Annotated in this window: 26 protein-coding genes; 5 read left to right on the top strand and 21 right to left on the bottom strand. The window is 71.7% G+C overall.

The annotated features are described in order from the left end of the window. Positions 1-19: 19 nt before the first annotated feature. From aroQ to aroC, 4 genes are read right to left on the bottom strand one after another with little or no spacing between them, the layout of a single operon-like run. Positions 20-454, bottom strand: coding sequence for a type II 3-dehydroquinate dehydratase (aroQ, locus tag AC3A5R_RS21010; protein ID WP_487622719.1), 435 nt, complete (start codon positions 452-454; stop codon positions 20-22). 9 nt (positions 455-463) lie between these two features. Continuing rightward, on the bottom strand, positions 464-1,591 hold the full coding sequence (gene aroB / locus AC3A5R_RS21005) for a 3-dehydroquinate synthase (protein WP_487622718.1): 1,128 nt from the start codon (positions 1,589-1,591) through the stop codon (positions 464-466). After that, positions 1,588-2,160: a shikimate kinase gene (locus AC3A5R_RS21000; RefSeq protein ID WP_487622759.1), complete on the bottom strand. Its 573-nt coding sequence runs from the start codon at positions 2,158-2,160 to the stop codon at positions 1,588-1,590. The genes aroB and AC3A5R_RS21000 overlap by 4 nt, the downstream gene beginning before the upstream one ends. Then, positions 2,157-3,377: a chorismate synthase gene (gene aroC, locus AC3A5R_RS20995; protein ID WP_487622717.1), complete on the bottom strand. Its 1,221-nt coding sequence runs from the start codon at positions 3,375-3,377 to the stop codon at positions 2,157-2,159. Before aroC ends, AC3A5R_RS21000 begins: the two co-directional genes overlap by 4 nt. A gap of 131 nt (positions 3,378-3,508) precedes the next feature. Here aroC and AC3A5R_RS20990 point away from each other — a divergent pair, with 131 nt between their 5' ends. Both AC3A5R_RS20990 and AC3A5R_RS20985 read left to right on the top strand, forming a co-directional pair. Next, complete coding sequence (locus AC3A5R_RS20990; RefSeq protein WP_487622716.1) at positions 3,509-3,667, top strand: hypothetical protein; 159 nt, start codon at positions 3,509-3,511, stop codon at positions 3,665-3,667. Next, positions 3,619-3,990 (top strand): methyltransferase domain-containing protein, encoded by a 372-nt coding sequence (locus AC3A5R_RS20985; protein ID WP_487622715.1) that lies wholly within the window; start codon positions 3,619-3,621, stop codon positions 3,988-3,990. Before AC3A5R_RS20990 ends, AC3A5R_RS20985 begins: the two co-directional genes overlap by 49 nt. Here the strand turns inward: AC3A5R_RS20985 and AC3A5R_RS20980 are convergent. Further along, the gene (locus AC3A5R_RS20980) at positions 3,968-4,267 is read right to left on the bottom strand and encodes a hypothetical protein (protein WP_487622714.1); all 300 of its coding nucleotides are present in this window, start codon (positions 4,265-4,267) and stop codon (positions 3,968-3,970) included. The two genes, AC3A5R_RS20985 and AC3A5R_RS20980, sit on opposite strands and share 23 nt — an antisense overlap. 146 nt (positions 4,268-4,413) lie before the next feature. Between AC3A5R_RS20980 and AC3A5R_RS20975 the strand changes: the two genes are divergently transcribed. Further along, complete coding sequence (locus tag AC3A5R_RS20975) at positions 4,414-5,151, top strand: NHL repeat-containing protein (protein WP_487622713.1); 738 nt, start codon at positions 4,414-4,416, stop codon at positions 5,149-5,151. A 75-nt stretch (positions 5,152-5,226) separates the two neighbouring features. On the opposite strand, the gene AC3A5R_RS20970 is transcribed toward AC3A5R_RS20975, so the two are convergent. From AC3A5R_RS20970 to AC3A5R_RS20920, 11 genes are all read right to left on the bottom strand, one after another. Next, complete coding sequence (locus AC3A5R_RS20970) at positions 5,227-5,928, bottom strand: prepilin peptidase (RefSeq protein ID WP_487622712.1); 702 nt, start codon at positions 5,926-5,928, stop codon at positions 5,227-5,229. Next, the gene (locus AC3A5R_RS20965; protein WP_487622711.1) at positions 5,925-6,755 is read right to left on the bottom strand and encodes a shikimate dehydrogenase; all 831 of its coding nucleotides are present in this window, start codon (positions 6,753-6,755) and stop codon (positions 5,925-5,927) included. Before AC3A5R_RS20965 ends, AC3A5R_RS20970 begins: the two co-directional genes overlap by 4 nt. After that, positions 6,749-8,065: an endolytic transglycosylase MltG gene (mltG, locus tag AC3A5R_RS20960; RefSeq protein WP_487622710.1), complete on the bottom strand. Its 1,317-nt coding sequence runs from the start codon at positions 8,063-8,065 to the stop codon at positions 6,749-6,751. Before mltG ends, AC3A5R_RS20965 begins: the two co-directional genes overlap by 7 nt. Continuing rightward, positions 8,062-8,568, bottom strand: a complete 507-nt coding sequence (gene ruvX, locus AC3A5R_RS20955) for a Holliday junction resolvase RuvX (protein WP_487622709.1) — start codon at positions 8,566-8,568, stop codon at positions 8,062-8,064. Before ruvX ends, mltG begins: the two co-directional genes overlap by 4 nt. Beyond that, entirely contained in the window at positions 8,565-11,243 is a 2,679-nt protein-coding gene (alaS, locus tag AC3A5R_RS20950; RefSeq protein WP_487622708.1) for an alanine--tRNA ligase, read from the bottom strand. Before alaS ends, ruvX begins: the two co-directional genes overlap by 4 nt. A 406-nt stretch (positions 11,244-11,649) precedes the next feature. Next, positions 11,650-12,699, bottom strand: a complete 1,050-nt coding sequence (locus AC3A5R_RS20945) for an ABC transporter ATP-binding protein (RefSeq protein ID WP_487622707.1) — start codon at positions 12,697-12,699, stop codon at positions 11,650-11,652. Then, complete coding sequence (locus AC3A5R_RS20940) at positions 12,696-13,766, bottom strand: ABC transporter ATP-binding protein (RefSeq protein ID WP_487622706.1); 1,071 nt, start codon at positions 13,764-13,766, stop codon at positions 12,696-12,698. The genes AC3A5R_RS20945 and AC3A5R_RS20940 overlap by 4 nt, the downstream gene beginning before the upstream one ends. Continuing rightward, complete coding sequence (locus AC3A5R_RS20935) at positions 13,763-14,749, bottom strand: ABC transporter permease (protein WP_487622705.1); 987 nt, start codon at positions 14,747-14,749, stop codon at positions 13,763-13,765. The genes AC3A5R_RS20940 and AC3A5R_RS20935 overlap by 4 nt, the downstream gene beginning before the upstream one ends. Positions 14,750-14,867: 118 nt before the next feature. Further along, the gene (locus tag AC3A5R_RS20930; RefSeq protein WP_487622704.1) at positions 14,868-16,607 is read right to left on the bottom strand and encodes an ABC transporter substrate-binding protein; all 1,740 of its coding nucleotides are present in this window, start codon (positions 16,605-16,607) and stop codon (positions 14,868-14,870) included. Positions 16,608-16,700: 93 nt separating this feature from the next. Next, positions 16,701-17,729 (bottom strand): ABC transporter permease, encoded by a 1,029-nt coding sequence (locus tag AC3A5R_RS20925; RefSeq protein WP_487622703.1) that lies wholly within the window; start codon positions 17,727-17,729, stop codon positions 16,701-16,703. A gap of 343 nt (positions 17,730-18,072) precedes the next feature. Continuing rightward, complete coding sequence (locus AC3A5R_RS20920) at positions 18,073-19,467, bottom strand: replication-associated recombination protein A (protein ID WP_487622702.1); 1,395 nt, start codon at positions 19,465-19,467, stop codon at positions 18,073-18,075. A 17-nt stretch (positions 19,468-19,484) separates the two neighbouring features. Here AC3A5R_RS20920 and AC3A5R_RS20915 point away from each other — a divergent pair, with 17 nt between their 5' ends. After that, positions 19,485-21,680 (top strand): MMPL family transporter, encoded by a 2,196-nt coding sequence (locus tag AC3A5R_RS20915; protein WP_487622701.1) that lies wholly within the window; start codon positions 19,485-19,487, stop codon positions 21,678-21,680. After that, the gene (locus tag AC3A5R_RS20910) at positions 21,677-22,471 is read left to right on the top strand and encodes a GNAT family N-acetyltransferase (RefSeq protein ID WP_487622700.1); all 795 of its coding nucleotides are present in this window, start codon (positions 21,677-21,679) and stop codon (positions 22,469-22,471) included. Before AC3A5R_RS20915 ends, AC3A5R_RS20910 begins: the two co-directional genes overlap by 4 nt. Before the next feature lie 12 nt (positions 22,472-22,483). On the opposite strand, the gene AC3A5R_RS20905 is transcribed toward AC3A5R_RS20910, so the two are convergent. Genes AC3A5R_RS20905 through AC3A5R_RS20885 form a run of 5 tightly spaced genes read right to left on the bottom strand, consistent with a single transcriptional unit; the run spans position 22,484 to position 26,828 of the window. Further along, positions 22,484-22,900 (bottom strand): VOC family protein, encoded by a 417-nt coding sequence (locus tag AC3A5R_RS20905; protein ID WP_487622699.1) that lies wholly within the window; start codon positions 22,898-22,900, stop codon positions 22,484-22,486. Positions 22,901-22,910: 10 nt separating this feature from the next. Further along, entirely contained in the window at positions 22,911-23,390 is a 480-nt protein-coding gene (locus tag AC3A5R_RS20900) for a helix-turn-helix domain-containing protein (RefSeq protein ID WP_487622698.1), read from the bottom strand. A 42-nt stretch (positions 23,391-23,432) separates the two neighbouring features. Further along, complete coding sequence (locus tag AC3A5R_RS20895; protein WP_487622697.1) at positions 23,433-25,136, bottom strand: peptide-N4-asparagine amidase; 1,704 nt, start codon at positions 25,134-25,136, stop codon at positions 23,433-23,435. 26 nt (positions 25,137-25,162) lie between these two features. Further along, on the bottom strand, positions 25,163-26,071 hold the full coding sequence (locus AC3A5R_RS20890) for an NAD(P)H-hydrate dehydratase (RefSeq protein WP_487622696.1): 909 nt from the start codon (positions 26,069-26,071) through the stop codon (positions 25,163-25,165). Beyond that, positions 26,064-26,828, bottom strand: coding sequence for a histidine phosphatase family protein (locus tag AC3A5R_RS20885; RefSeq protein ID WP_487622695.1), 765 nt, complete (start codon positions 26,826-26,828; stop codon positions 26,064-26,066). Before AC3A5R_RS20885 ends, AC3A5R_RS20890 begins: the two co-directional genes overlap by 8 nt. Positions 26,829-26,890: the final 62 nt, after the last annotated feature.

The raw sequence follows: 26,890 nt of genomic DNA, 5'->3' as shown, positions 1-26,890 counted from the left end.
TCGGGTCGGTCGGCGCGCCTCACACCAGGGCGCGCAGCGCCAGCAGGTAGCTCTGCAGGCCGAACCCGGCGATGGTGCCGGTGGCGACGCCGGCGACGACCGAGGTGTGCCGGAACTCCTCGCGCGCCGCCGGGTTGGACAGGTGCACCTCGACGAGGCTGCGCCCGCTCGTCGTGACGATGGCGCAGGCGTCGCGCACAGCGTAGGAGTAGTGGGTGAAGGCGCCGGGGTTGAGCACGACGTCAGCGCCGGCGTCGACGGCCTCGTGGAGCCAGTCGACGAGCTCGCCCTCGTGGTTGGTCTGTCGGCAGTCGGCGACGAGCCCGAGGTCGCGCGCCTCGCGCTGCACGGCGGCGTGGACGTCGTCGAGCGTGTCGGAGCCGTACACCTCGGGCTCGCGTGTGCCGAGCCGGTTGAGATTGGGGCCGGACAGGACGAAGACCGTTGCCGTCATGGCCGGAGTCTAGTGAGCGTCGGCGGCGGGGTGCCGCGACACGAGGCGGTGCGCCTGCTCGAGGACGGCGTCGTCGGGACCGACGAGGCGCGCCGGCTCGGCGAGGGCGTCGAGGACGACGAACCGCAGCGTCGACCCGCGGGACTTCTTGTCACGGCGCATCGCCGCGAGCAGGTCGTCCCAGCGCCCGGCGTCGTAGCTGGTCGGCAGGCCGAGCGACTCGAGCACCGCGCGATGGCGCGCGACGAGCGCGTCACCCTCCGGGCCCGAGAGGTGGCCGGTGAGCCGGGCGAGCTCGGCCACGTAGACCATCCCGACGGCGACGGCCTCGCCGTGGCGCCACGTGTAGCGCTCGACCTGCTCGATGGCGTGCCCGTAGGTGTGGCCGTAGTTGAGGATCTCGCGCAGCGAGCTCTCGCGGAGGTCCGCCGCGACGACCTCCGCCTTCACGCGGACGGCGCGCTCGACGAGCTCGACGAGGTGCGGCCCGTCGGCGCGGGAGGCCGCGGCCGGGTCGGCCTCGACGAGCTCGAGGATGCGCGGGTCGGCGATGAACCCGCACTTGACCACCTCGGCCAGGCCGGCCACGAGGTCAGCCGGGGGAAGCGTCGCGAGCACGTCGACGTCGCAGAGCACGCCGGCCGGCGGGTGGAAGGCCCCGACGAGGTTCTTGCCCTCGGGCGTGTTGATGCCGGTCTTGCCGCCCACGGCGGCGTCGACCATGCCGAGCAGGGTCGTGGGCACCTGGACGACGCGTACCCCGCGCAGCCAGGACGCGGCGACGAAGCCGGCGAGGTCGGTGACGGTGCCACCGCCGAGGCCGACGACGGCGTCGCTGCGCGTGAACCCGGCCTGCCCGAGCCGCGACCAGAGGTCGGCGGCGACGGCCGCGGTCTTGGCCGACTCCGCGTCGGGCACCTCGGCCGCGTGAACGCCGTACCCGCGCGCCTCGAGAGCCGCGGTCACCCGGGCCACGAGGTCGGGCAGAGTCGGCGGGTGCACGAGGAGCACGCGCTCGACGCTGTCGCCGGGGCCCGAACCCACGAGGTCGGCGACCCGGTCGAGCACGCCGGCGCCGATGACGACCTCGTACTGGCCGCCGACGCTGATCGTCGTCGGCGTGCCCGTGCCGCTCACGCCCGGTCCGCCTCGAGCAGCACGACGACCTCGTCGACGATCGCGTCGGGCGCCTTGCCGGCGGTGTCGACGCGGACCGAGGCCACGCGCTCGTAGGTGGGGCGCCGGTGGTTCATCATCGCCACCCACGACGCCCGTGGGTTGACGGCCAGCAGGGGCCGCGACTTGTCGAAGCCGATGCGCCGGCTCGCATCGGCGATGGCGACGTCGAGGAAGACGACGACGTGGCCGCGCAGGGCGTCCTCGGTGAGGGGGTCCATGACCGCGCCACCGCCGACCGCGACGACGCCCGGCTCCTCGGCGAGCGCACGCGCCACCTCGGTGCGCTCGAGGTCGCGGAAGACCGGCTCGCCGTCGTCGACGAAGATGTCGGAGATGCTGCGGCCCTCGGCGGCCTCGATGGCGGCGTCGACGTCGTGGAACTCGACGCCGAGCCGCTGGGCCAGGGCCTGTCCGACGGTCGTCTTGCCCGCGCCGGGCGGGCCGACGACGACCGCGACCGGACGCGTGCCGCCCGATGTCGTTGTTGCAGAGCCGGACTCGCTCGGCTCGTTCGCGTCTGTGGTCACCACGTGCGCAGGCCCTCCGGGATCGCCGCGAGGTAGGCGGCATGGTTGCGGGACGTCTCGGCGACCGAGTCGCCGCCGAACTTCTCGAGGCATGCCTCGGCGAGCACGAGCGCGACCATCGCCTCGGCGACGACACCCGCCGCCGGCACGGCGCACACGTCGGAGCGCTGGTGGATCGCGGTGGCGGCCTCGCCGGTGGCGACGTCGACGGTCGCGAGCGCCCGCGGCACGGTGCTGATCGGCTTCATCGCCGCACGCACGCGCAGCGGCTGGCCGTTGGACATGCCGCCCTCCGTGCCTCCTGCGCGGGCGGTGCGCCGGGTGATGGTGCCCTCGACGAGGTCCATCTCGTCGTGGGCCTGCGACCCGCGGCGGCGCGCGGTCTCGAAACCGTCGCCGACCTCCACGCCCTTGATCGCCTGGATGCTCATGAGCGCCTGCGCGAGGCGGCCGTCGAGCTTGCGGTCCCAGTGCACGTGCGAGCCGAGCCCCGGCGGCAGGCCGTAGGCGAGGACCTCGACGACGCCGCCGAGGGTGTCGCCGTCCTTGCGGGCGGCGTCGACCTCGGCCACCATCGCGGCCGAACCGGCGGCGTCGAAGGCGCGCACCGGGTCGGCGTCGAGGCGCTCGACGTCCTCGGGCGACGGCACCGGGGCGTCGGCGCCGACGCCGGCCGTGCCGATGGACACCGTGTGCGAAACGAGCCTGATGCCGTACGCCTGCTCGAGGAAGCGCGCGGCGATCTCGCCGAGCGCGACGCGGGCGGCGGTCTCGCGGGCGCTCGCGCGCTCGAGGACGGGCCGGGCGTCGTCGTGCCCGAACTTCTGCATGCCCACGAGGTCGGCGTGGCCGGGGCGCGGCCGCGTCAGGGGCTTGTTGCGCGCGACCTCCTTCTCCGCGTTGACGTCGTCGGCGGCGGCGAAGGCCGCGTCGGTGACGGCCTCGGGGCTCATGACGGTCGTCCACTTCGGCCACTCGCTGTTGCCGATGCGGACCGCGAGCGGCGAGCCCATGGTCGCGCCGTGGCGCAGGCCGCCGAGGAACTCGACCTCGTCCTGCTCGAACTTCATCCGGGCGCCACGGCCGTAGCCGAGTCGCCGGCGCGCGAGCGCTGCCTGGAGGTCCTTGGCCCCGACCTCGACTCCGGCCGGCACCCCCTCGACGACGGCGACCAGCGCCGGGCCGTGGGACTCACCGGCGGTCAACCAACGAAACATGACCCGATCCTCCCACGCAGCCCGGATGGGCCCGCGACGCGCCCGCGACGCGGGACGACCCAGGCGTCGCTCGGCCGTGGCACCCTTGCACGCGTCGCTCCCGCCCGGGAGCCCGCGAGGGGCGAGACGCGATGAGGCCCGACCACTACGGCGGCTTCGCCGCGAGCTACGCCAGGACGAACGACGCGGGCCTCTTCAACACCCACTACGCGCGACCGGCGATGGTCTCGCTGGCCGCGACGTGCGCGGTCGCCGGGTGCTCGACGCCGGCTGCGGCTCCGGCCCGCTGACCGAGGACCTTCGCTCGCGTGGGCCCGTCGTGCCCGGCTTCGACGCCAGCCGGGCGATGCTCGAGCTGGCGCGCGAACGGCTGGGCGAGGACGTCGACCTGCGGGTGGCCGGCGGCTCGCTGATGACCGAGATGCGGAAGCCGGCCTCGGTGAACGCCCTTCTCCCCCGACACTCCTCGCGTTCTGCTCCCGCCGGGCCTCGGCGACCGGACCGCCTTCATCTGCTTCATCTTCTTCGTGCTGGAAGCACACTGACGGGCGCCCCCGCCAGCGCGGTAACGCCCGTCAGGCGATGCTCGGTCAGGCCGGGGTCGATGCCCTGACCTCGTTCGCCACCTCGAACACGGTCTCCTGAGGGGGTTCGGCGAACCCGCCGGGGATGCCCGCCTGCATGCGCGGCATCAGGATCCCGTCGCGAAAGGCCTCCCAGCTCTCCTTCGACTCGTGGACGGCCACGATGGTCCAGCCGTCGGCGGACGGCCCGGCTGCGTGGAAGAGCTGTCCTGCCGGCAGGCCGTCAGGAGGATGGACCGCCGCGATCGACGCCTCGTACTGGTCCTTGGTACCCCCCTTGAACTGGTGGACGACGCCATAGCTCATGCCGTTGCACTCCCTTCATCGGATCGACCCCGGCCCACAGGGCCACCCGAGCAGGTCTCGGCGGGGCCTTCTTCGACGCTACGCGAGCGGCGACGACCCGTCGACGGACAAAACCGTCGACCCCGGGGGGACGACCCACGCGGCTCATGGCCAACCGGCACAAACGATCTCGCGGCACGCTCGGCGCCTACAAGGACACCAACTGGGTGCCCCAGGGCATGACCTACGACGCGACCGGCGACTACCTCTACGTGTCGATGTACCACCGGGACGCCCTCGAAGTGCCGCGCGTCGTCGTCTACAAGCGGTCGACGTCGTCCTGGGTCAAGACCATCGAGCTGAGCGGGGTGCCCAAGAAGGGCCACGCCGGTGGCCTCACGATCGGTCGCGGCAACCTCTACGTCTCCGACATCGAGGGCGGGTCGTACGTCTACCGGATCCCGATCGAGCGGGTGCGGGCCGTTCCCACCGGCGCGCGCCGGGCCGTCTCCTACGCGGCGCGCTACCCCCTCAAGAACCTCTCGCACGCCTCCTGCGTCGACTACTTCAACGGCAGCCTCTACGTCGGCGACTTCTACGGCAACGTCATGCGCCGCTACGCGACGTCCAGCACCGGCGTCGTGACGCTGACGCCGAGTGCCACCTACGGCACCCCGTCGATCGTCCAAGGCGTCCAGGTGACGAGCAACCACTTCGTCTTCAGCCGCTCGTGGGGCCGCGACAACCTGGGCAGGGTGACGACGCAGGTGCGTTCGACGGGCGCCTCCGCGGGGTCGTCGGTGAAGCGCCTCTACTCGGTCTTCGAGTCGACCTCGAAGGAGTACGCCGACTCCAACTGCCGCACGCACGCGACCTGGAACGCGTCGAGCGGCTACATCCTCTAGGCACGACGGGCCTCGACGTCCCGCGGATCACGGTCGTCGGGTGGCTCTCCGGAGCCGCCCGACGGCGGGGGTGTGTCAGAGGACGAGCCGCACCTCGGTGACGAGGGAGACGAGCAGCCCGACGAGCATCCACGGGCCGAAGGCGATGTCGTCCTTGCGGGAGCCGCGCAGCACCGTGAGCCGCACGAGGCCGTAGATGCCGGCCAGGAGGAAGGCCGAGCACGCCGCCACGAGCGTCGCGGTCGCCGACACGTAGCCTGAGGCGAGCCCGACGAGGCCGGCGAGCGTGACGTCGCCGAACCCGAACCCGCTGCCGAGCAGCGCCGCGAGGAGGGCGAGGAGCAGGAACACCGCCCAGAGGACGAGCCCCGCGACGACGGCCCGCCGCAGCGCCGCCCAGTCCCCCGAGGCGAGCGAGGCCAGTGCGAGCTGCACCACCAGGACGAGGTAGGCCGGACGCGTCAGGCCACGCGGCAGGCGGTGCACGTCGGCGTCGATCCACGACAGCGCGACGGCGACGAAGGCGAAGCCGAGGTAGGCCGGTGCCAGCGCCCACTCCGAGAGCGGGCCGAAGCGCCAGGCGAGCAGCGCCCAGAGCAGCCCGGTCGAGGCCGTCACGACCCAGGCGCCGATGCGCGGCCCGCGCCCCATCTCGTCGTCGAGCCGGTAGCCGAACGTCGCGAGCCGTCGGCGCAGCACCTCCCCGACGCCCAGACCCGCGAGGCCCACCACGACGACGAACCACCACGGCGTCGGCGGCGCGACGACCCACGTCATGAGGCCGCTGCCCCGGCCGCGCGCTCGGCGAGGGCAGTCTCGAGCGCGGCCCGCATCGCCGCGAGCGGCGCCGTCCGCCCGGTCATGAGCTCGACCTGGCGCGTGGCCTGGTGCAGGAGCATGTCGGTGCCCGGCGACACCGCCCAGCCCGCCGTGACGGCGGCCCGCTCGAGCGGCGTCGTGCCTGCGCCGTAGACGACGTCGAGGAGGACCGTGCGCCCCGAGGCACCCGGGTCCGCCAGCCGGTCGAGGCCGGTCACGGATTCCGGGGGCACCGTGCTGACGACCACGTCCGCCGACGTCCACTCCCCCAGCCCGACCACGTCGACGGGCAGCCTTGCGGCGCGGGCCTGCTCGAGCGTCTCGGGTCGGACGTCGTCGCGCACCATGAGCACGACGCGTCTGGCCGTGCCGGCCACGGCCGCGAGGGTCGAGCGGGCGGTGGCCCCCGACCCGATGAGGAGGACTGTCTCCGGCTCGGCCGCGCCCGCATCGGCGAGGGCACGCCGGATGCCGTCGACGTCCGTGTTGTGGGCCGACCAACCGGCGGTGGTGGGCACCAGGGTGTTGGCCGCCCCGGTGACCCGGGCCGCGTCGTCGACGACGGCCGCGGCAGCCAGCGCCGCCTCCTTGAGCGGCATCGTCAGCGACAGGCCCCGGCAGCCCTCGCCGATGCCGGCCAGGGCGTCGGCGAACCCGTCGGCATCGACCTCACGGCGACCGTAGGCCCAGTCGAGGCCGAGGGACGCGTACGCAGCGCGGTGCAGCACCGGTGAGAGCGAGTGCGCGATGGGGCTGCCCCACACCTCGCACCAGGGCGTCAGCACTTGCCCTTGTTGGCCGCGCACCAGTCCTGGAACTCCTGCACGTTGCGCTGGTGCTCCTCGTACGTCGACGCGAACTTCGTCTCGCCGGTGGAGAGGTTGACGGTGACGAAGTACAGCCAGTCGCCCTGGGCCGGGGACGCCGCCGCCTGCAGCGCCTTCTCCCCCGGGCTGGCGATCGGGCCCGGCGGCAGGCCGGGGAAACGACGCGTGTTGTACGGGCTGTCGCTGTCGAGCATGTCCTGCGTCGGTACGCCGCGCTTCTTGAAGATGTAGTTGACCGTGGAGTCGAGGCCGAGCGACATCTTCTTCGCGAGGCGGTTCTCGATGACCCGCGCGACCTTGGCCTGGTCGTCCTCGGTCTGGGCCTCGCCCTCGACGAGGCTCGCGACGGTGACGACGCGCTCCATCTGGTCGGGCGCGATGCCGAGGGTTTCCAGACGCTTGGTCGACTCCGCGACCATCTCCTTGAGCTGGTCGAGCGCCGTCGACTTGGACCCGAACTCGTAGCTGGCCGGGAAGAGGTAACCCTCGATGTTGCCCTTGGCCGACGGAGGCAGGCCGAGCTCGTCGACCTTCTTGGCGGCTGCCTGGTAGTCCGCGACAGGGATGCCCGACCCCTTCGACAAGCGGGCGTAAACCTCGTCGGCCCAGAGGCCCTCGGGGATCGTGACGCGGGTGATGTTGCGGTTCTTCGGGTCGACGAGGACGGCGAGCGCGTCGGCCGCCGTCATCTGCTTCTTCAGCGTGTAGATGCCCGGCTGGATGCCCGCGCTCTTGGGGTTGTTGTTGGCCGCGTCGATGAACGCCTTCGTCGACTTGATGACGTCGTCCGCGACGAGGGTCTTGGCGATAGCGCTGCCGCCCTGGCCGTCCTCGACGGTGACCTGCACCTCGCCCGAGCCCGGCCCGGGGTAGTCGTTGGCCTCGAAGATGCTCTCGACGACCGGCTTGAGGGCCCGGTAGGCCACGGCGACGCCGCCGCCGATGAGCCCGAGGGCGAGGACGATGACGATGAGGCGGCGCAGCACCGAGGGCTTGCCCCGACGCTTGCCACCCGGCTCGACCGGCTCGTGGGGATCGACCGGCGCTGCGGGAGGCGGGTTCGTCTCGCGATTGCGGCGGCGACCGCGCCGACGGGCGGCCTCCTCGGCCTCACGCATCTCGCGGCGCGTCATCGGGGCACCGGCCCGGGCCGGACGTCCGGCGGCCCCGGCCGCCTGCGGGTCGTCGTGCTGGGCGGGCGCCGTCGTGTCGTGGGCGAACGGTTCGTCGTGGTCGCCGAAGATGGACGACTCCAGGTGCTCCTTCATCGTCGGCGTTCCTTCTTCCGTCGTCCGCCGGGCGAGACGGTCTCACCCGGTGGTCGGCCCTGGACCGACTCGGTGTCGAGGGCCGACTGGAGGATCAGCACCGCAGCGGCCTGGTCGACCACCGCCCGCTGACCGCGACCGGGGACCCCGCTGTCGCGAAGTCTCCGGTGCGCGTCGACGGTGGTCAAGCGCTCGTCGACGAGACGCACCGACACCGTACCCAGCCGTGCGGCCAGCAGGGCCGCGTACGCGCGAGCGAGTCGCGCGGCCTCGCCCTCCTGACCCGAGAGCAGCCGGGGCAGCCCGACGACGACCTCGACCGCGCCGACGTCGTCGACGATCGCCGCCAGTGCCTCGACGTCGGTGTTCCCGTCGAGGTCACGCGGCAGCGTCTCGACGGGGTGGGCGAACGTCCCCGACGGGTCGGACGCGGCGACGCCGACGCGAGCCTGGCCCACGTCGACGCCGACGCGAACTCCGGGGCGTGCGCCCGAGTGCGTCACTGGCCGGTGCCTCGGTTCCGCAGCGCGTCCTCGACCGCACCGAGGGCCGCCGACACCTTGGACGCGTCGGTGCCGCCACCCTGCGCGAGGTCGTCGCGCCCACCGCCGCCACCACCGAGCGTCTGGGCCGCCAGCTTGACGAAGGCGCCCGCCTTGATGCCGGCCTCGCGGGCCCGCTCGTTCGTGGCGACGATGACGACGGGACGCTCGTTCGCGACCGCCGCCATCGACACGAGCGCCGGGCGGTCGTTGCCGAGGCGCGCCCGGACGTCGGTGACGAGCGCCCGCAGGTCGTCGCCTCCGACGCCGGCACCGGCGTCGTGGCTGACGAACGTCACCCCGGCGATGTCGCGCGCCGAGGTCACGAGGCCCGGGGCCGCACCGAGCACCTGCGCCTGGCGGACCGCGGCGATCTCCTTCTCGGCGTCGCGCAGGCGCGACAGGATGCCGCCGATGCGGTCGGGCAGCTCGTCGCGACGCACACCGAGCGTGTCGGTCAGCTGGCTGACGATCGCGGCCTCGCGCGCGAGGTGCGTGTACGCATCGGCACCGACGAGGGCCTCGACGCGGCGCACGCCAGAGCCGATGGAGGCCTCGCCGAGCAGCTTGACGACACCGATCTGGCCGATGCGCGGCGTGTGCGTGCCGACGCACAGCTCGCGCGACCACTCGCCGATCGACACGACGCGCACACGCTCGCCGTACTTCTCGCCGAACAGCGCCATCGCGCCGAGCTTCTTGGCGGCGTCGAGGTTCATGATGTCGGCGGTGACGGGGAGGTCCTCGAGGAGGAAGCCGTTGATCCGCGCCTCGATCTGCGCCAGCCCCTCGGCGGGGACCGCCTGCAGCGAGCGGAAGTCGAAGCGCAGGCGGCCGGGCGAGTTCTCCGAACCGGCCTGGGTCGCGGTGTCGCCGAGCTCGTCGCGCAGCGCCTGGTGGACCATGTGCGTGGCCGTGTGCGCCCGGGAGATGGAGCGCCGACGCAGCACGTCGACCTCCGCCTCGGCCTCCTGCCCGACGGCGGCCTCGCCCTCGAGCACCGTCGCGCGGTGCACCACGAGACCGGTGATGGGGCGCTGGACGTCCTTGACCTCGAGCAGCGCACCGTTCGCGAGGCGGATCCGGCCGTGGTCGGCCAGCTGGCCACCGGACTCGGCGTAGAGCGGCGTGCGGTCCAGGACGATCTCGACGTCGTCGCCGGCCTCGGCACGCTCGATCGCGACGCCGTCGCGGAGCATGCCGCGCAGCGTGGTGTCGGTGAGCACCTGGTCGTAGCCGGTGAACTCGACGTCGCCGCCGAGCGCGTCGGCGAGCTGGCGGTACACGGAGGTGTCGCCGTGCGCGCTCTTCTTCGCCCGGGCGTCGGCCTTCGCGCGGTCACGCTGCTCGCCCATGAGGCGCCGGAAGCCCGCCTCGTCGACCTGCAGGCCCTGCTCGGCCGCCATCTCGAGGGTGAGGTCGATCGGGAAGCCGTACGTGTCGTGCAGCGCGAACGCCTCCGAGCCGCCGAGCGTCGAGGAGCCCGACGACTTCGCCTTGGCGACCGCGGTGTCGAGGATCGTCGTGCCCGAGCTGAGGGTGCGCCGGAACGCGTCCTCCTCCGCGTAGGCCACCTGGCTGATGCGACGGAAGTCGGTCTCGAGCTCGGGGTAGGACGCCTTCATCCGCTCCATGCTGACCGGGAGCAGGTGCTCGAGCGTCGGCGCGTCGACACCGAGCAGGCGCATCGAGCGCACTGCGCGGCGCAGCAGGCGGCGCAGCACGTAGCCACGGCCCTCGTTGCCGGGCACGACGCCGTCGCCGATGAGCATGAGCGAGGAGCGCACGTGGTCGGCCACGACCCGGAACCGGACGTCGTCCTCGTGGTCGGCGCCGTAGCGTCGGCCGGTGAGGTCCTCGGCCGCCGAGATGACCGGGAAGACCTCGTCGGTCTCGTAGATGTTGTCGACGCCCTGGAGCAGGAACGCCGCGCGCTCGAGGCCCATGCCGGTGTCGATGTTGCGCTTGGGCAGGTCCCCGACGATGTCGAAGTCCTCCTTGGAGCGCACGTTCTCCAGCTCGTACTGCATGAAGACGAGGTTCCAGAACTCGAGGTAGCGGTCGCCCGCCTCCCAGTCGCCGTCGGCGCCGTACTCCGGGCCGCGGTCGAGCAGGATCTCCGAGCAGGGGCCACCGGGGCCGGCCACGCCCATGTTCCAGTAGTTGTCCTTGCGGCCGAGGCGCACGATCCGGTCGTCGGGCAGCCCCGCGACCTTCTTCCAGAGGGCGATCGCCTCGGTGTCCTCGTGGTAGACCGAGGCGTAGAGGTCCTTCTCCTCGAAGCCGAGGCCGCCGTCGGACTGGCTCGTCGTGATGAGCTCCCACGCGAGCTCGATGGCGCCTTCCTTGAAGTAGTCGCCGAAGCTGAAGTTGCCGTTCATCTGGAAGAACGTGCCGTGGCGGGTGGTCTTGCCCACCTCCTCGATGTCGAGGGTGCGCACGCACTTCTGCACGCTCGTCGCGCGGCTGTACTGGGGCGTCTCCTGGCCGAGGAAGTACGGCTTGAAGGGCACCATGCCGGCGTTGACGAACAGGAGGTTCGGGTCCTGGTGCACGAGCGACGCGCTCGGCACGACCGTGTGGCCGCGGCTGCCGAAGTACGAGAGCCAACGACGCCTGATCTCAGCGGTTTCCATGCGTCAGTCCTTGGGTCGAAAGTGGTCCGGGTCGTCGCCGGGCCTCACGGGGCGGGCGACGGTCGGGGTCGGGGCAGGTCGGGGCGGGGCCAGCCCGGCGCCTCACCAGGGCGCGACTGGCCCCCGGGGAGCTCGACGCTGACGCGCGCTCACCCGGGCCTCGACCACCGTGCGTGCCTCTCGGGCCACGATCCATCCGTCCTTCGGGTCGTCGGCGCGGACATCGCGCCATCTGGACAACCCTAACGGACGGTGTGGCACAGGTCCCACCGCGTTCCCGCCCGCCGCCGCCTCACGCGTCGGGCCCGGGTGGAGCGACCGGGCGACGGAGAGCGAGAAAGTGCCCACTCGACGACGCGAACGGTCGAGTGGGCACTTTCCCAGCTGACGAGGGGCGCGCGTCGGGTCAGACGGGCTCCACCTCGGCCACGAGGTTGGTCTTGACCTCGGGGAAGTGGCACGCCTGGCGGTGCAGGCCCGCCTCGCGCTTGGTACGCCCCGCGAGGTCGGCCTCGGAGGCCACCAGCGGCGGCTCCTGGGTGGCGCAGATGTCCTGGGCCTTCCAGCAGCGCGTCCGGAAGCGACACCCGCTGGGCGGGTCGATCGGGCTCGGCACGTCGCCGACGAGGCGGATGCGCTCCTTGGGAGCGATGCCGCGCGCCACGTTGATGTCGGGCGCGGCGGACAGCAGCGCCTGCGTGTACGGGTGCTCCGGGGCCTCGTAGATCTTCTTCTTGTCGCCGTACTCGACGATCTTGCCGAGGTACATGACCGCGACCTGGTCGCAGAAGTGCCGCACGACGCCGAGGTCGTGGGCCACGAAGATGAACGCGAGGTCGAGCTCGTCGCGCAGCTTCGCGAGCAGGTTCATCACCTGGGCCTGGATCGATACGTCGAGGGCCGAGACCGGCTCGTCGGCGATGATGAGCTTCGGCTCGACCGCCAGGGCCCGCGCGATACCGATGCGCTGGCGCTGACCTCCGGAGAACTCCGACGGGTAACGGTTGATGTGCTCGGGGTTGAGGCCGACGAGCTCGAGGAGCTCCTGGACGCGGGCCTTCTCCTTGCCCTGGTGCAGGCCGTGCACCTTGAGCGGCGTCGTGAGGATCGAGCCGACCGTGTGCCTCGGGTTCAGCGAGGAGTACGGGTCCTGGAAGATCATCTGCACGTCGCGGCGGATGGACCGGAGGTTCTTCTCCTTGAGGTGCGTGATGTCGCGTCCCTCGAACTCGACGCTGCCACCGGTGGGCTCGTCGAGGCGCGTCACGAGGCGTGAGGTCGTCGACTTGCCACACCCGGACTCGCCGACGAGGCCGAGGGTCTGGCCCTCCTTGAGGGAGAAGCTGATCCCGTCGACGGCCTTGACCGTGGCCTTGACCATGCGCAGGCCCTGGACCTCGCGGAAGGGGAAGTGGCGCTGGAGGTCGGTGACCTTCAGCAGCGGCTGGTCGGTCATCGTGCTCCCTCGGCGCTCTGCAGGGTGGCCACCGGGTCGTCGAGGTGGCAACGGATCTGGCGGTTGGACAGGCCCGGTGTCGGACGCCATTCGGGCAGCAGCGTGAAGCACGCGTCGCCGTCGACCTGGTCCTTGAACGCACAGCGCGGGTGGAACGAGCAACCGGAGGGCAGGGCGAGCAGGCTCGGCGGTGAGCCCGGGATCGTCGAGAGCTCGTCGAGGTCCTCCGAGTGGGAGGGCACCGACTGGAGCAGGCCGTAGGTGTAGGGGTGCGACGGCTGGGCCAGCACCTCCTTGGCATCACCCTTCTCGACGCCGCGACCGGCGTACATGACGAGGATGTCGTCGGCGGTCTCGGCCACGACGGCGAGGTCGTGGGTGATGAGGATGACCGCGGAGCCGAACTCCTTCTGCAGGTCGTTGACGAGGTCGAGGATCTGCGCCTGGACGGTGACGTCGAGGGCGGTCGTCGGCTCGTCGGCGATGAGCAGCTTCGGGTTGTTGACGAGGCCGAGGGCGATCATGGCGCGCTGGCGCATGCCGCCGGAGAACTCGTGCGGGTAGGAGTTGGCCCGGCGCTGCGGGTTGGGGATGCCGACGAGGTCGAGCATCTCCACGGCGCGCTTGGCGGCGACCTGCTTGCTCACGCTGTGGTGGGCGGCGTAGGCCTCGGCGATCTGCTTGCCGACCTTGTGGAACGGGTGCAGCGAGGACTGCGGGTCCTGGAAGACCATCGCGGCCTTGGTGCTGCGGATCTGCTGGAAGGTCTGGCGCGAGGCCCCGACGAGCTCGAGACCGTCGAGCTTGATGCTGCCCGTGATCTCGGTGCGCTTCGGGTTGTGCAGGCCGAGGACGGCCATGCTCGACACCGACTTGCCCGAGCCGGACTCGCCGACGATGGCGAGCGTGCGGCCGAGACGGGCCTGGTAGGACAGGTTGGAGACGGCCTTGACGACCCCCTCCTCCGTCGGGAACCGGACCGTGAGGTCGGTGACGTCGAGGACGACGTCACCGGCGTTCTTGGCCTCGGCGGACTGGGTCTGGATGGTGGACGCGGTCGCGGTCACGAGAGCCTCACTCGCGGGTCGATGAACGAGTAGCCGATGTCGACGATGAGGTTCATCAGGACGACGATGACGGCCGAGATGAGGACGCTGCCCATGATGACGGGGAGGTCGTCGGCCTTGAAGGCGGTGATGGTGCGCTTGCCGATGCCGTCGACGCCGAAGATCTGCTCGGTGATGAGGGTGCCGGTCAGCAGGGCCGCCATGTCGAGGCCGAGGATCGTCAGGATCGGGCTCATCGCCGCGCGGAAGCCGTGCCGCACGAGGACGCGCCGCTCACCGATGCCCTTGGAGCGCGCCGTGCGGATGTAGTCCATCGACAGCGACTCGAGCATCGAGTTGCGGGTGTATCGCACGTACGTCGTGGACGTCACGAACCCGAGGATGAGGGCCGGCGCCAGCATGCCCGCGATGTAGGGACCGACTCCCGAGGAGATCGAGGTGTACTGCGGGAGGATGTGCCACAGCGTCACCGGGTAGAGGGCGACGAGGAGCGCGAGGATGTAGTACGGGATCGCGCCGATGACCTGCGAGACCCCGACGATGCCGCGGTCGGACGACGTGCCGCGACGCACCGCGGCGAGGATGCCCAGGGTGATGCCGACCGTCAGGAAGATGACGGCGGCCATGATCGCGAGGACCACGGTGTTCGGGAAGCGCGAGAACAGCTCGGTGTTGACCGACTGGCGCGTGACGAACGAGTAGCCGAGGCAGGGCGCGCTGCAGTGCACCTGGTCACCGGCGTAGACGAAGTCACGCCCGGCGAAGAGACCCGAGAAGTAGTCGGTGAACTGCTGGACCAGGGGCTTGTTCAGACCCAGGTTGGCCCGGATCGCCTCGAGGCGTGCCGGAGGGCACTTGGTGTCGGGGCACAGCGCCAGCGCCGGGTCCGACGGCGCGGCGAAGAAGAGGAGGAACGTCGACACCAGGGTCGCCAGGACGACGCTCACGGCGAGCGCGATTCGCCTGAGGATGTACGTGAGCACGGATGGATACCTTCCAGCACGGGTGGCGCCGCTGGTGGGGACCCGGGACGAGCCCGGGCCCCCACCACGGCAGTCGGTTCAGATCATGCGCCCCCGGAAGGGCGCTGTCGTCAGCGACTTACTGGTCGAGCCAGATCTGGGTGATCTCCGGCATGCCCTTGTTCGGGTTGTTCACGACGTTCTTCACCTTGGTGCCGAAGACGTAGTTGCCCTTGTCGTAGTTGTCCGGGATGGCCAGGAGGTAGTTCTCCGTGAGCCACTTGTCCATCTTGCCCCACTCCGGGCCCTGCTCGGCGATCGAGAGCTGCAGGATGCGCTTGATCTCGGCGTCGATCTTGGCGTCGGAGAAGTTGCCGAAGGTCGTGCCACCCTGCGAGAGGGCGCCGCTGCCGACGGTGGGCGGGATGATGGAGTCGGCGGACGGCCAGTCGAAGCACCAGCCGCGCGGCGACTGCAGCATGTTGTACTTGCCGTTCGGCTTGCCGACGATCGCACGACGCTCCTTGCCGGGGACGCCGATGTCGGTCACCTTGAAGCCGGCAGCCTCGAGCTTCTGCTTGCGGACCTGGTTGACCTTCTGGGCGATGTCGTCGTCGTTCGTGTAGTAGTAGATGAGCTCGAACGGCTTGTCCGGACCGTAGCCGGCGTCGGCGAGCATCTTCTTCGCCTTCTCCGGGTCGCCGTCGCCCTGGCCGTTCATGCCGTCCACGACGTAGTTGAGGTGGCCCGGGATCTGCGGCGGGATCAGCGTGCTCGCCGGGGTGAACGAGTGCGAGGTCTCGCCACCGGCCTTGTGGATCGAGTCGAACGGCCACGCGGCGGCGATCGCCTTGCGCACCGGCATCGGGATCTTCGTGGCGTCCATGTTGACCACGAGCACGCACGAGGACGGACCCTCGACGAACTGCGACTTCTTGTCACCCTCGATCTGCGGGATGAGCGAGGAGTCGATGGCGTCCCAGTTGAGCGTCGTGGCGTCGTCGCCGTTGGAGGCGAGGATGGCCGTCTGCGTCTTGATGGTGTCGACGCCCCACTTGAAGTGGTAGCCGTCGGGGTAGTTGTTGCGCGCCGGGTCGGAGTTGGCGTCCCAGTTCGGGTTGCGCTTGAGCGTCAGCTCGGTGCCCGGGGTGTACTTGTCGAACATGTACGGGCCCGTGGCCATCGGGTGCAGCTGGTAGTCGGCCTTGGTGTCCTTGGCCTCGGGGATCGGCGTGAACTGGTTGAACGAGACGAAGTACGGGAGCGTCTCGAAGCGCTTCTCGAGGTGGAAGACGACGGTCTTGTCGTCGGTGGCCTCGACGCCCTTCCAGTTCTTGTCACCCTTGTAGGGGCCCTGGTAGTCCGCGCCGCCCTTGAAGAACTCCTTCTGGTACGTCGGACCGTTGGCCGCGAGGTCGGGGTCGAAGGAGCGCTTGGCCGCGAACGCGATGTCCTGGGCCTTGACCGGGGTGCCGTCCTCGTACTTCAGGCCGTCCTTGAGGGTGAACGTCCAGGTGAGGCCGTCCTCGGACTGCTTGCCGAGGTCGGTCGCGAGGTCCGGGACGAGAACCATCTTGCCGTTCTTCATCGTGAACGTCGTCAGGCTGCGGTTCGTCAGCGAGAAGATGACGGCCGTGTCCTGGTAGAACTGGTCGCTCGGGTCCATGTTGGCCGGCGTCGAGGCGTAGGCAACCGTGAGGATGCCGCCCTTCTTCGCACCGGGGACGGCCGGGGCCGGGCCCTTGGCGTTCGGGTCGAGCGCAGCAGACGCACCCTCGACATTGCCGTTGCCGGCACCGTTCGTGCCGCCGGCGCCACCGTTGTTGGCTGCCGGAGCGCCGCAGGCCGCGACAAAGCCGAGGGAAGCCGCAGCTCCCACGGTCAGGACTTTGGTCCAGCGCATTGTTGTTTGCTCCCTTTGTGCTTGTCCCGGCGCTTTGCCGGGGACATCTGAGGACCGAAACCGGGTGGGTTATCGGCGACTGGAGGGGTCGAAGGCGTCGCGGATCGAGTCGCCGAGCAGCGTCAGGGCAAGGACGAGCAGCGACAGCGCGATGACCGAGGGCCACAGCCACAGCGGATAGGTGGCGAAGAGGTTCTGGGCATCGGAGATGGTCCGGCCCCACGACGCGGTGGGCTCGACGAGGCCGACACCGAGGTAGCTGAGCGTGGCCTCGTAGGTGATGTAGGCCGGGACGGCGATCGAGGCCGAGACGATGATCGGGCCCACGAGGTTCGGCAGGATCTCCTTGAAGAGGATCTGGCGGGTCGGCACGCCGATGGCGCGCGCCGCCTGGACGAACTCCCGCTCGCGCAGGCTCGTCACCTCACCGCGCACGAGTCGCGCCAGACCCATCCAGCCGAAGACGAACAGCACGCAGATCAGCACGATGAAGCGGATCTGGGAGGTCTGGTCGTTGGTGAGGTCGCTGCCCGCGGCGACGCTCTTCTGCACCAGCGGGACGATCGCGATGATGAGCAGCAGGATCGGCAGCGACAGGAAGAAGTCGATGACCCAGGAGATGGCCCGGTCGGTCTTGCCGCCGAGGTAGCCGGCGAGCAGGCCCAGCGCGACGCCGATGAAGGTGGACACAGCGGCAGCGACGAAGCCGATGATGAGCGACGGGCGCGCACCGTAGGCCCAGCGGGCGAAGAGGTCACGACCGACGCGCGGCTCGACGCCGAGGAAGTGGGCCGAGCTCATCCCGACGGTCGGCAGGCCGTTGAGGTCGACGAGCTCGGTGTGCGTCGTGTACGGGTCGGCCGGGGCCTTGGTGATCGGGTCGATCGCCTCGAGGGAGGTCAGCAGTGGCGCGAAGATCGCCACGAGGACGAAGAAGATGATGATGACTGCGCAGACGATCGCGACCTTGTCCTTCTTGAGCCGGTCCCAGGCGACCTGGCCGGGAGAGCGACCCGTCCTCACCTGCTTCCTGGTCGGCTCCTGAGGGGTCGTCTCGTCGGGCGTCTCGGTCAGCGTCGCAGCTGCAGAGCCCGGCATGGCGTTCAACGCGATGTCTCCATCCTTGTGGGATTCCCTTCACCGGCGAGAGAACTCACCGGTCCCGGCACGGGCACACGGACGGGCCGTTCCACCCCCTGCGGGACGACGTCACCCTGCCACACGCAAACCCGGTGTCCAAGCGTCGAGACGGTCATGGTTGACAAATCGTTACCAGCCGCCGAATCGGCACAACTTCGTCCGGGAGAAGGCGGACGGGGCTGGACAATCGCCCCGTCGAGCGGGCCGGACGTCACATGCGTCCCGTCTGCAACACGCCTGAGATGTCCCTCGTGAGCGTGCCGTGTCGGCCCCCGCCGGGCGCGGGGCACGACCCTTGACGTCAGGACCGACGGGTGCGCCCGAGCCGGCCGGCGAGCCATTCCCACCGGGAGCGAAGCCGCTCCTCGAACCCACGGTCGGTCGGCTGGTAGTAGCTGACGGCGTCGTGGAGGTCGTCGGGCAGGTACTGCTGGCGCGCGACGGCGTCGGGCTCGTCGTGGGCGTACACGTAGCCGGCGCCGTGGCCGAGCCGCTCGGCGCCGGCGTAGCCGCTGCCGCGCAGGTGCGGTGGCACCGCTCCTCCGCGCCCGGCCCGCACGTCGGCGATCGCCGCGTTGATGCCGGCGTAGGCGGCGTTGGACTTCGGCGCGAGCGCGTTGTGCACGACGGCCTGCCCGAGGATGATCCGCGCCTCCGGCATGCCGATCTGGGCGACCGCGTGCATCGCGGCGACGGCGGTCTGCAGCGCGGTGGGGTCGGCCATTCCCACGTCCTCGCTCGCGGAGATGACGATGCGCCGGGCGATGAACCGGGGGTCCTCGCCGGCCTCGAGCATCCGGGCCAGGTAGTGCAGCGCCGCGTCGACGTCGCTGCCGCGCATCGACTTGATGAGGGCGCTGGCGACGTCGTAGTGCTGGTCGCCGGCGCGGTCGTAGCGCACGGCCGCGTGGGCCACCGCCTGCTCGACGTGGGGCAGCGTGATCGCCACCGGGTCGTCGTCGGTGCGCCCGGCGGGCTGGGCGTCGAGGGCGACGCCGGCCGCCGCCTCGAGCGAGGTCAGGGCCCGGCGCGCGTCTCCCCCGGCGATCCGCACGAGGTGGTCGAGGGCGTCGTCGTCGAGGGTGTGGCCGCCGTCGAAGCCGCGCTCGTCGTCGAGGGCAGCGCGGAGCAGGTCGGCGACGTCGTCGTCGGGCAGCGAGCCGAGCGTCACGAGGACCGAGCGCGACAGCAGCGGGGAGATGATGCTGAACGAGGGGTTCTCGGTCGTGGCGGCCACGAGGATGACGGTGCGGTTCTCGACGCCGGGCAGGAGGGCGTCCTGCTGGGCCTTGGTGAAGCGGTGGATCTCGTCGAGGAACAGCACGGTCTGCCGCCCGTAGAGGTCGCGCTCGCGGGCTGCGGAGTCCATGACCGAGCGGACGTCCTTGACGCCGGCGGTGACGGCGGAGAGCTCGACGAAGCGCCGGTCGGCGGCCGTGGCCACGAGGTGGGCCAGGGTCGTCTTGCCGGTGCCGGGCGGCCCCCAGATGATCGCCGACAGCGGCCCGGCCGCACCCCCGGATCCCTCGATGAGCCGGCGGAGGGGGCTGCCCGGGCGCAGCGACTCGCGCTGGCCGCGCACCTCCTCGATGGTCCGAGGCCGCATCCGGACCGCGAGCGGGGCGGTCCCGGCCGACGCAGGGAGGTCGGCGCGCTCGGCCGCCGCGGCGGACCCGAAGAGGTCGTCGGAGCTCACTGTGGAACCCTATCCGTGTGTCCGGACCCTCGATCGCGGGCGACCGTCCGCCCTCGCGCCTCGCCCGTCTCGGCCGGGCCATCGCCCACCACCCGCGCTGGTGGGTCGCCGCCTGGGCCGTCATCGCCCTCACCTGCTTCGCGGTGGCCGTCGGTGGGGTGACGGGCGAGTCCCTGTTCGAGCGCCTGCACTCCGGCGCCCCGACCGTCGAGTCGGAGTCCTCCCGGGCCCGTGACGTCATCGAGGCGAACCAGCCGACGCTCGACACCCTGACCCTCCAGGTGAACGGTGCCGACCTCACGGACCCCGCGGTCGTGCGCGCCGGGGCCGACGCCACGGCGACGGTGGCAGGCCTCGACGGCGTCAAGGCCGTGCGGTCTCCCCTGCTGTCCCCCAAGGGACTTCGCGACCCTGCGGTCGCGCCGCTGCTCCAGGGCGGGACGCCGTCGGCCGGCGGGTTCGTCACCGTCGTCGACTTCGAGCCGGGCCTGTCGAAGCAGGCTCAGGACGACGCCGAGGCAGCCACCGAGGCCGCCCTGCTCCACGTCGCCACGGCCATGGACGCCAAGGGCTCGGTCGGCAGCGCGAACAAGATCATCAAGGCCATCACCGGCACCGTCGAGCGCGACCTCCTCCGCGGCGAGGGCATCGCCCTGCCCCTGACGTTCCTCGTCATGCTCTTCGTGTTCGGCGGGTTCGTCGCCGCGGGCATGCCGATCGTCGGCGCCGTGGTGTCGATCGGCGGCGCCCTGCTGTCGCTCTTCGCCTTCTCCCACGCCGTCGAGCTCGACGCCACTGTCGTCAACATCGTCACCCTGCTCGGTCTCGGCCTCTCGATCGACTACGGCCTGCTCACCGTGAGCCGGTTCCGCGAGGAGCTCGCGCACCGCGACCACGAGGTGCCGACGCGCGAGGACGTCACGCGTGCGGCCGAGCGCACCGTGGCCACCGCGGGACGCACGGTGCTCTTCTCGGGGCTGACCGTGGCCATCGCGCTCGCCGGCCTGCTCGTCTTCGAGGCCTCGATCATGCGCGCCATCGGCGTCGCCGGGGTGAGCGTCGTCCTCGTCGCGATGGTCGTGGCCGTCACGCTGATCCCTGCGCTCGCGGTCCTCGGCGCGAAGCGACTGGCGCGCAGGGCGGTCGAGCGACCGAGCGACGTCGGCGCCTTCTCCCGCCTGGCCTCCGACGTGCAGCGTCGACCCGTTCTGGTGATCCTCGGTGTCGTCGCCGTCCTCGTGACGCTGGCGCTGCCCACGCTGTCGATGAAGCTGACCGCCTCGGGCACCGAGCTGCTGCCCAGGGACGCCGAGCAGCGCGTCTTCTTCGACGCCCTGGCCCGCGACTACCCGACCCTGTCCGCGCCGGAGGTCACCGTCGTGGCGGCGTCCCCGGACCGTGCGGCCGTCACGTCGTGGGCGAAGCGGTTCTCGTCCTCCCACGGCGTCGAGGGCCTGACCGTGACGCCTCTCGGCGCCGACCACCAGCGCGTCGACATCCGCGTGGCCGGACCACCGACCTCCGAGCAGGCGCAGGACCTCGTCACCGAGATCCGTTCCACTCCAGCGCCTTTCGAGACCCTGACCACGGGGCAGGCGGCCGGCCAGATCGACTTCCTCGACTCGATGGCGGCGCGCGCCCCGTACGCCGTGACGTTCGTCGTCTTCGGCACGCTCGTGCTGCTCTTCCTCATGACGGGCTCGGTCATCATCCCTGCGAAGGCGCTCCTCATGAACGTCGTGTCGCTGGGGGCGGCGCTCGGCGTCGTCGTGTGGATCTTCCAGGACGCCCACCTCGACCGGCTGCTCCACTTCGGCTCGGTGGGCGCCGTCGAGTCGATGGTGCCCTTCCTCGTCCTGGCGTTCGGTTTCGGCCTCTCCATGGACTACGAGGTGTTCCTCCTGTCGCGCATCGTCGAGTTCCACCGCGCCGGGCACGACACCGACCGCGCCGTGTCGCTCGGGCTCCAGCGCACCGGCCGGATCATCACGAGCGCGGCGCTGCTCATCGTCATCGTCTTCGCCGGCTTCGTCGCGGGCGACATCCTCATCATCAAGGAGATGGGGGTGGCCCTCGTCGCCGCGGTCGCCATCGACGCGACCCTCGTGCGGATGCTCCTCGTCCCGGCCACGATGACGGTGCTCGGGTCTGCCAACTGGTGGGCGCCCGCCCCGCTGCGACGTCTCCACGCCCGCTTCGGGATCTCCGAGTGAGCGGCGGCCACCGGCCCGCGGTCGCGGGCCCCGGCCGCGTGCACGGCGTGGTGGAGGGTCACGGCCACCCGGGTCTCGTCGACGCGTCGGGCGGGCACGGCTTCGTGCGCTGGGACGTCCCGCCCGAGCTCGCCCACACGTGGTGGCGAGCCGGCGACGCGGTGCTGTTCCGCCGGCTGCGCCGCCGAGGGGTCGCCTTCGCGGCGCTCGGCCGCGCGTCGGGCGTCGCCACGCTGCTCGACGCCCTGCCCGGGCTCGCCGAGGGCCTGGAGGCGTCGTGGCCCCTCGGCCTCAGCGTGCCGCGCCACCTCGAGCCGCTCGTCCACGAGCGCTTCGAGGTCGACCCCGGCGGCGACTGGGACTGGTTCGTCACGACGAGCGAACCGGCCGCCTTCGCCCCCGAGTCGATGGTGCGGCCGCTCGACGACCTCGCGCGCGTCGAGGAGGTGACGGCGTTCCTCGCCGCGCACTCCCCCACGGCCGACACCGCCCCCGGCGAGGGCGAGTCGTGGTGGGGCGTCGACCTCGACGGGCGGCTCGTCGCCACGGCCGCCGTCGGGCTGCTGCCGAGCGGGGCGCCGTCGGTGTCCTCGGTCGCCGTCGACGCGTCGGTGCGCGGGCGGGGCCTCGGTCGTGCCGTCGTGGGGGCCGTGACCCGCCGGGCCGTCGCCGACCACGGCGTGTGCACGCTCGGGATGTATGCGCACAACACCGTGGCCCGTGGCCTCTACGCCTCGCTCGGCTACGCCAGCGAGGTGTCCTGGGCGAGCCGGTCGGTGCGGCTGCCCTGAGGTCGGCGCGCGTCAGGCCTGCGGGGTGCCGTGCTCGACGAGCACGAGCCAGTTGCCCGAGACGTCGCGGCACACGGCCTCGGTGCCGTACGGACGCGCGGAGGGCGGCTGGATGAACTCGACGCCGCGCGCCACGAGGTCCTCGTAGGTCTGCTGGCAGTCGTCGACGTCGAGGCCGATGCCCGGCATGGCGCCGCTGTCCTGGGCGCGGCGGACGGCGTCGACGAGCTCGGGCGACAGGGGCGGTCCGGGCTGGGTCAGGTGGAGGTTGAGCTCGGGCTGGCTCGGCTGGGTCACGGTGCACCAGCGGTAGCCGTCGCCGAGGGTGATGTCGTCCTTGGCGACGAAGCCGAGGACGTCGGTGTAGAAGGACTTGGCCTCGTCGATGTCGCGGACGAAGACGCTGATGATGGAGACGTTGGTGATCATGCGGACGACGCTACGACCGCGCGGTCCCCGGATGCTTCTCCTCGGTTGCGCTCCGACCGGGGCCCGGCTCGGGCGTCGCGCGCTCGGCCAGGCCCCACATGAACACCCAGCACCCGGGGATGCGCGGCGCCCCGGTCCCGAGCCACCGGCGCTGGAAGTCGCTGGGGCTCTCCCCCACGACGGCCCGGAAACGGCTGCTGAACGAGCCGAGGCTCGTGAAGCCGACGGTGTGGCAGACCTCGGTGACGGTGAGGTTGGTGTTCCGCAGCAGGTCCTGCGCCCGCTCGATGCGCCGGCGCGAGACGTACTCGGCCGGCGTCGTGCCGTACGTCGCGCGGAACAGGCGCAGGAAGTGGAACTTCGACAGGCACGCCACGGCGGCGAGGACCTCGAGGTCGACCGGCTCGGCGTAGTGCCGGTCGGCATGGTCGCGGGCGCGCCGGAGGTGGACCAGGACGTCGTCGGGCGCGCGTCGCTCCACCGTGGACATGGGCCCATTGTCACCCCCGACGCCGCCACCCGCAGGGACGCCTCAGCCGACGGCGTCGGTGACGAAGGTGCCGTTGACGGCCCGGAGGCGGTGCTCCCACGACGTCGTCGGCCGCCCGAGGGTGCTCTCGGTGACGGTGGCACGGGCGCTCGTGTCGGCCGTGGCGTGCCGCTGGTCGCGCGGCACGCCGTAGATCCAGGCGGCCCGCCCGTCGTAGGAGGACGTCTCGGACTGGCTCGAGAGCTGCGCGCCGCCCCGGGTCAGCGTCGTCGCGCGCTGCCACGAGATGGCGAGGTCTCCGGTGACGTCGTACGCTCCGGCGACGTCGGTGCGTGGGTGGAAGCCGAGCACACCGTCCTTGTCCCACTGGTGCGTCGTTCGCTCGACGGTCGGCGTGCCGTTGCCGTGGCTCGTCGCGACCGACTGGGTGTCGGCCCACGTCGCCTTGAGCGTGTCGTCGGCCTCGTCGTCGGTCCACGAGTGGCGCGAGGTGTTCGACAGGCTTCGCGTGACGCTGGTCGTCACCGGGCCACGCGAGGTGGACAGCGTTCCCGTGACACGGAATTCGCGCGTCGCGTCGAGGTCGACGTGGCCCGCCCTGTCGCCGGAACCGCTCACCGTGCTCTGCACGACGGGGTCGCCGCCCGACGCGTCTCCGGTGCTGCCGGCGACGACGCTTCGCCCGGCGTCGCGCCACACGCGGAAGCGCGGCGACAGCGTCCACCCGCCCTGACCCGCCGGGAGCCCGACGACCGAGAGGCGTACGTCGTGGGCTCGACCGTCGTTGAGCCGACCGAGGAACGGCGTGAGGTCGTACCCGAGCGGCGGGATGTCGAAGGCTTTCGGCGACGGGATCGTGTACCAGAGGAAGGGGTTGCTCCAGCCGCCGGTGTAGACGACCGGGTACGGCGCCGCGATCCCGGCCAGCCGGCCGTCGATGCGCACGTCGACCTCGCGGTAGGGCAGGCCGTCCGGGCACGAGTAGCCCGTGCTCGCAGGGGCGCTCGTGTCCCAGAACTCCTCGCAGCCACCACCGGAGCCCGTCGCGAAGACGTCGGCGAGCAACCGCGTCGAGTTGCGGGGCACGGTCAGCGAACCCACGAGATCGGTGCCGTCGCGGGAGGCGCCCGTCAGCGGCAGGACCGCGTCGGAGGTCTGGGCCGCGGGTGCCGCGCGGTCCGTCGTGTAGAAGTCGAGGTCGACGGTCACGTGGATGACGCCCGTGTAGGTGGAGTCGACGACGTTGCCGATGAAGGCCTGCACCTGCTGTGGGTCGCGCAGCAGCGGCGCCAGCTCGGTGACGTCCTTCTCGACGTGCCAGCGGATCCCCTCGGGACTCGGCTCGGGCGTCGAGAGCGTCAGCATCCGCACGCCCCCGACGTCGACGTAGCCGATGCGGTCGAACTGGCGGCCGGCCACCGACCCCTCGAGGCGCATGACGACCTTCGACCACGACCCCGCACAGGCAGCCGGCGGCGTGTAGGCGCGGGTGTGCACGTCGAAGTCGTCGAACGCCTCGTCGACGACGCGCACCGTGCAGTGCCGCGTCGAAGGCACGTCGACCGGAGGCTCCGGCGTGCGCGGGTCGTCCCAGTCGGTCCCGAACTCGGCGGGAGGCGACGCCGTCACCGCTGTTGCGGCGACCGCTGGCAACGCGGCGGCGAGGCCGGCGGAGCCGGCGCCGGTGGCCGCGAGCAGGACGCCCGCGGACGCGGCGAGCAGGGGACGCAGTCGTCGGGTGCGCATGTCGTCCGACGTTAGGCGCCACATGGTCAGCGTGGGGTAAAGCACGCCTGCTCCCCGCCGCCCGCCTCGGCCTCCGCGATGGCGGCCGGGGCGGCTCGACTCAGGTCGCGGGCCAGGTAGCCCGCCTCGTCGCCCTCGAGCCGCTCCCCCGCACGCCCGTGCGCCCACGTGCCCCAGACCGCGGCCTGCTCCGGTGATGCCCCCCGCGCCATGAGGCCGGCCACGATCCCGGCCTTGACGTCGCCGGAGCCAGCCGTGGCCAGGCTCGATGGACCCGCGTCGTGCACCCACGCCGCTCCGTCCGGGTGCACGACGTACGACACGTCGGCGCCGCTCAGCACCACGGCCCCGGTGGTGTCGGCCAGCCGTCGTGCCGCCCCGAGCACGTCCTGCTCCACCTCGTCCTCGGCCGCCTGGAGCGTCGCGGCCAGCTCGGTGGTGTTGGGCGTCAGCAGCACCCGGCCCGCCAGGTGGCGGACGCCGTCGAGGTTGCCCGTGAGGTACGCGGTGCCGAGCGCGTCGAGGGCCACGGTGGTGTCGAGCCGCGGCACGACCCGCTCGAGGAGCAGGTGCGCCGCGTCCGGGTCCCCGAGGCCGGGGCCGAGCAGGACGACGTCGACCCCCTCGGCCAGGGCGCAGATCCGGTCCGCGGCAGCGACCGCGAGCTCGCCGGACCCGAGCACCGGCAAGGCCTCGACGTACGCCTCCGGCAGTCGCACGGCCAGGCCCGACGCCGTGTCCGCGGCGGTGGCCACCTGCACCTTGCCGGCCCCGACCCGCAGGGCCGTCTCGGCGGCGAGCAGCACCGCTCCCGGCGTCTGGCGCGCACCCCCGACGACGAGCACGGTGCCACGGTCGCTCTTGTCCCCGCCCGGCTGCGGCAGCGCCCACGCCCTGAGCATCTCGACGTCGACCCGGCGCGGCGACTCAGCCACGGTCTTGCCCCCCGGCGCTCGACTCGTGCGTCTCCTCCACGGCCGAGGAGGCCAGGTGCGAGGTGTCGGCGAACGCGACGAGCCCCAACCGCCCGTCCTCCCCTCGCCGGTAGCGCGTCAGCGAGCAGTTGCCGAGCGGCTCGTCGCGGTCCAGCTCGAGCACCCGCTGCTCGTCGAGGCCCTCGAGGACGAGCCGGAACGCCATAATGACGGCCTGGTGCGTGAAGACCCAGACGCGCCGGCCCTGCTGGACGGTGCTGAGGTCGACGAGGACGTGACGCACCCGCAGCGCGACGTCGGTCCAGCTCTCGCCACCGGGAGGCCGGTAGTAGAACTTGCCCAGCCGCTCGCGCCGACGCGCCTCTGCGGGGTAGGTCTCGCGGATGCCGATGCCGGTGAACCCGTCGAGGATCCCGAGGTCGCGTTCGCGCAGGCGCTCGTCGAGCGTCACGTCCATCCCGAGACGGGCGGTCACGACGTCCGCCGTACGGGCCGCCCGGACGTACGGAGAGCTGAGCACGACGTCGGGTCGCTCGGCCTGCTCCCACCCCAGAACGGCACGGGCCAGCACGTCGGCCTGCTGCTCACCGCGCGGCGACAGCGGGGTGTCGGGGTCGCGGGTGTCCAGCTCCAGCTGCCCGGCGCCGCGCCGGCGCGCGTCGGCGTCGGCGACGTTCCCGACGCTCTCCCCGTGCCGGACGAGCACGAGCTCGTCGACGTGGGTCTGGGACGGCACGGTCTCCTGCCGTAGTGACACGGGTCCTCCTCGGATCTGCTCGACGCCTCGCTCCTACCCACGCCGGGTCGGCTCGAACGCGA

The sequence above is a fragment of the Intrasporangium sp. Soil_C_50 genome (genome assembly GCF_057656595.1).
This window is presented reverse-complemented; position numbering and strand designations above follow the sequence as displayed.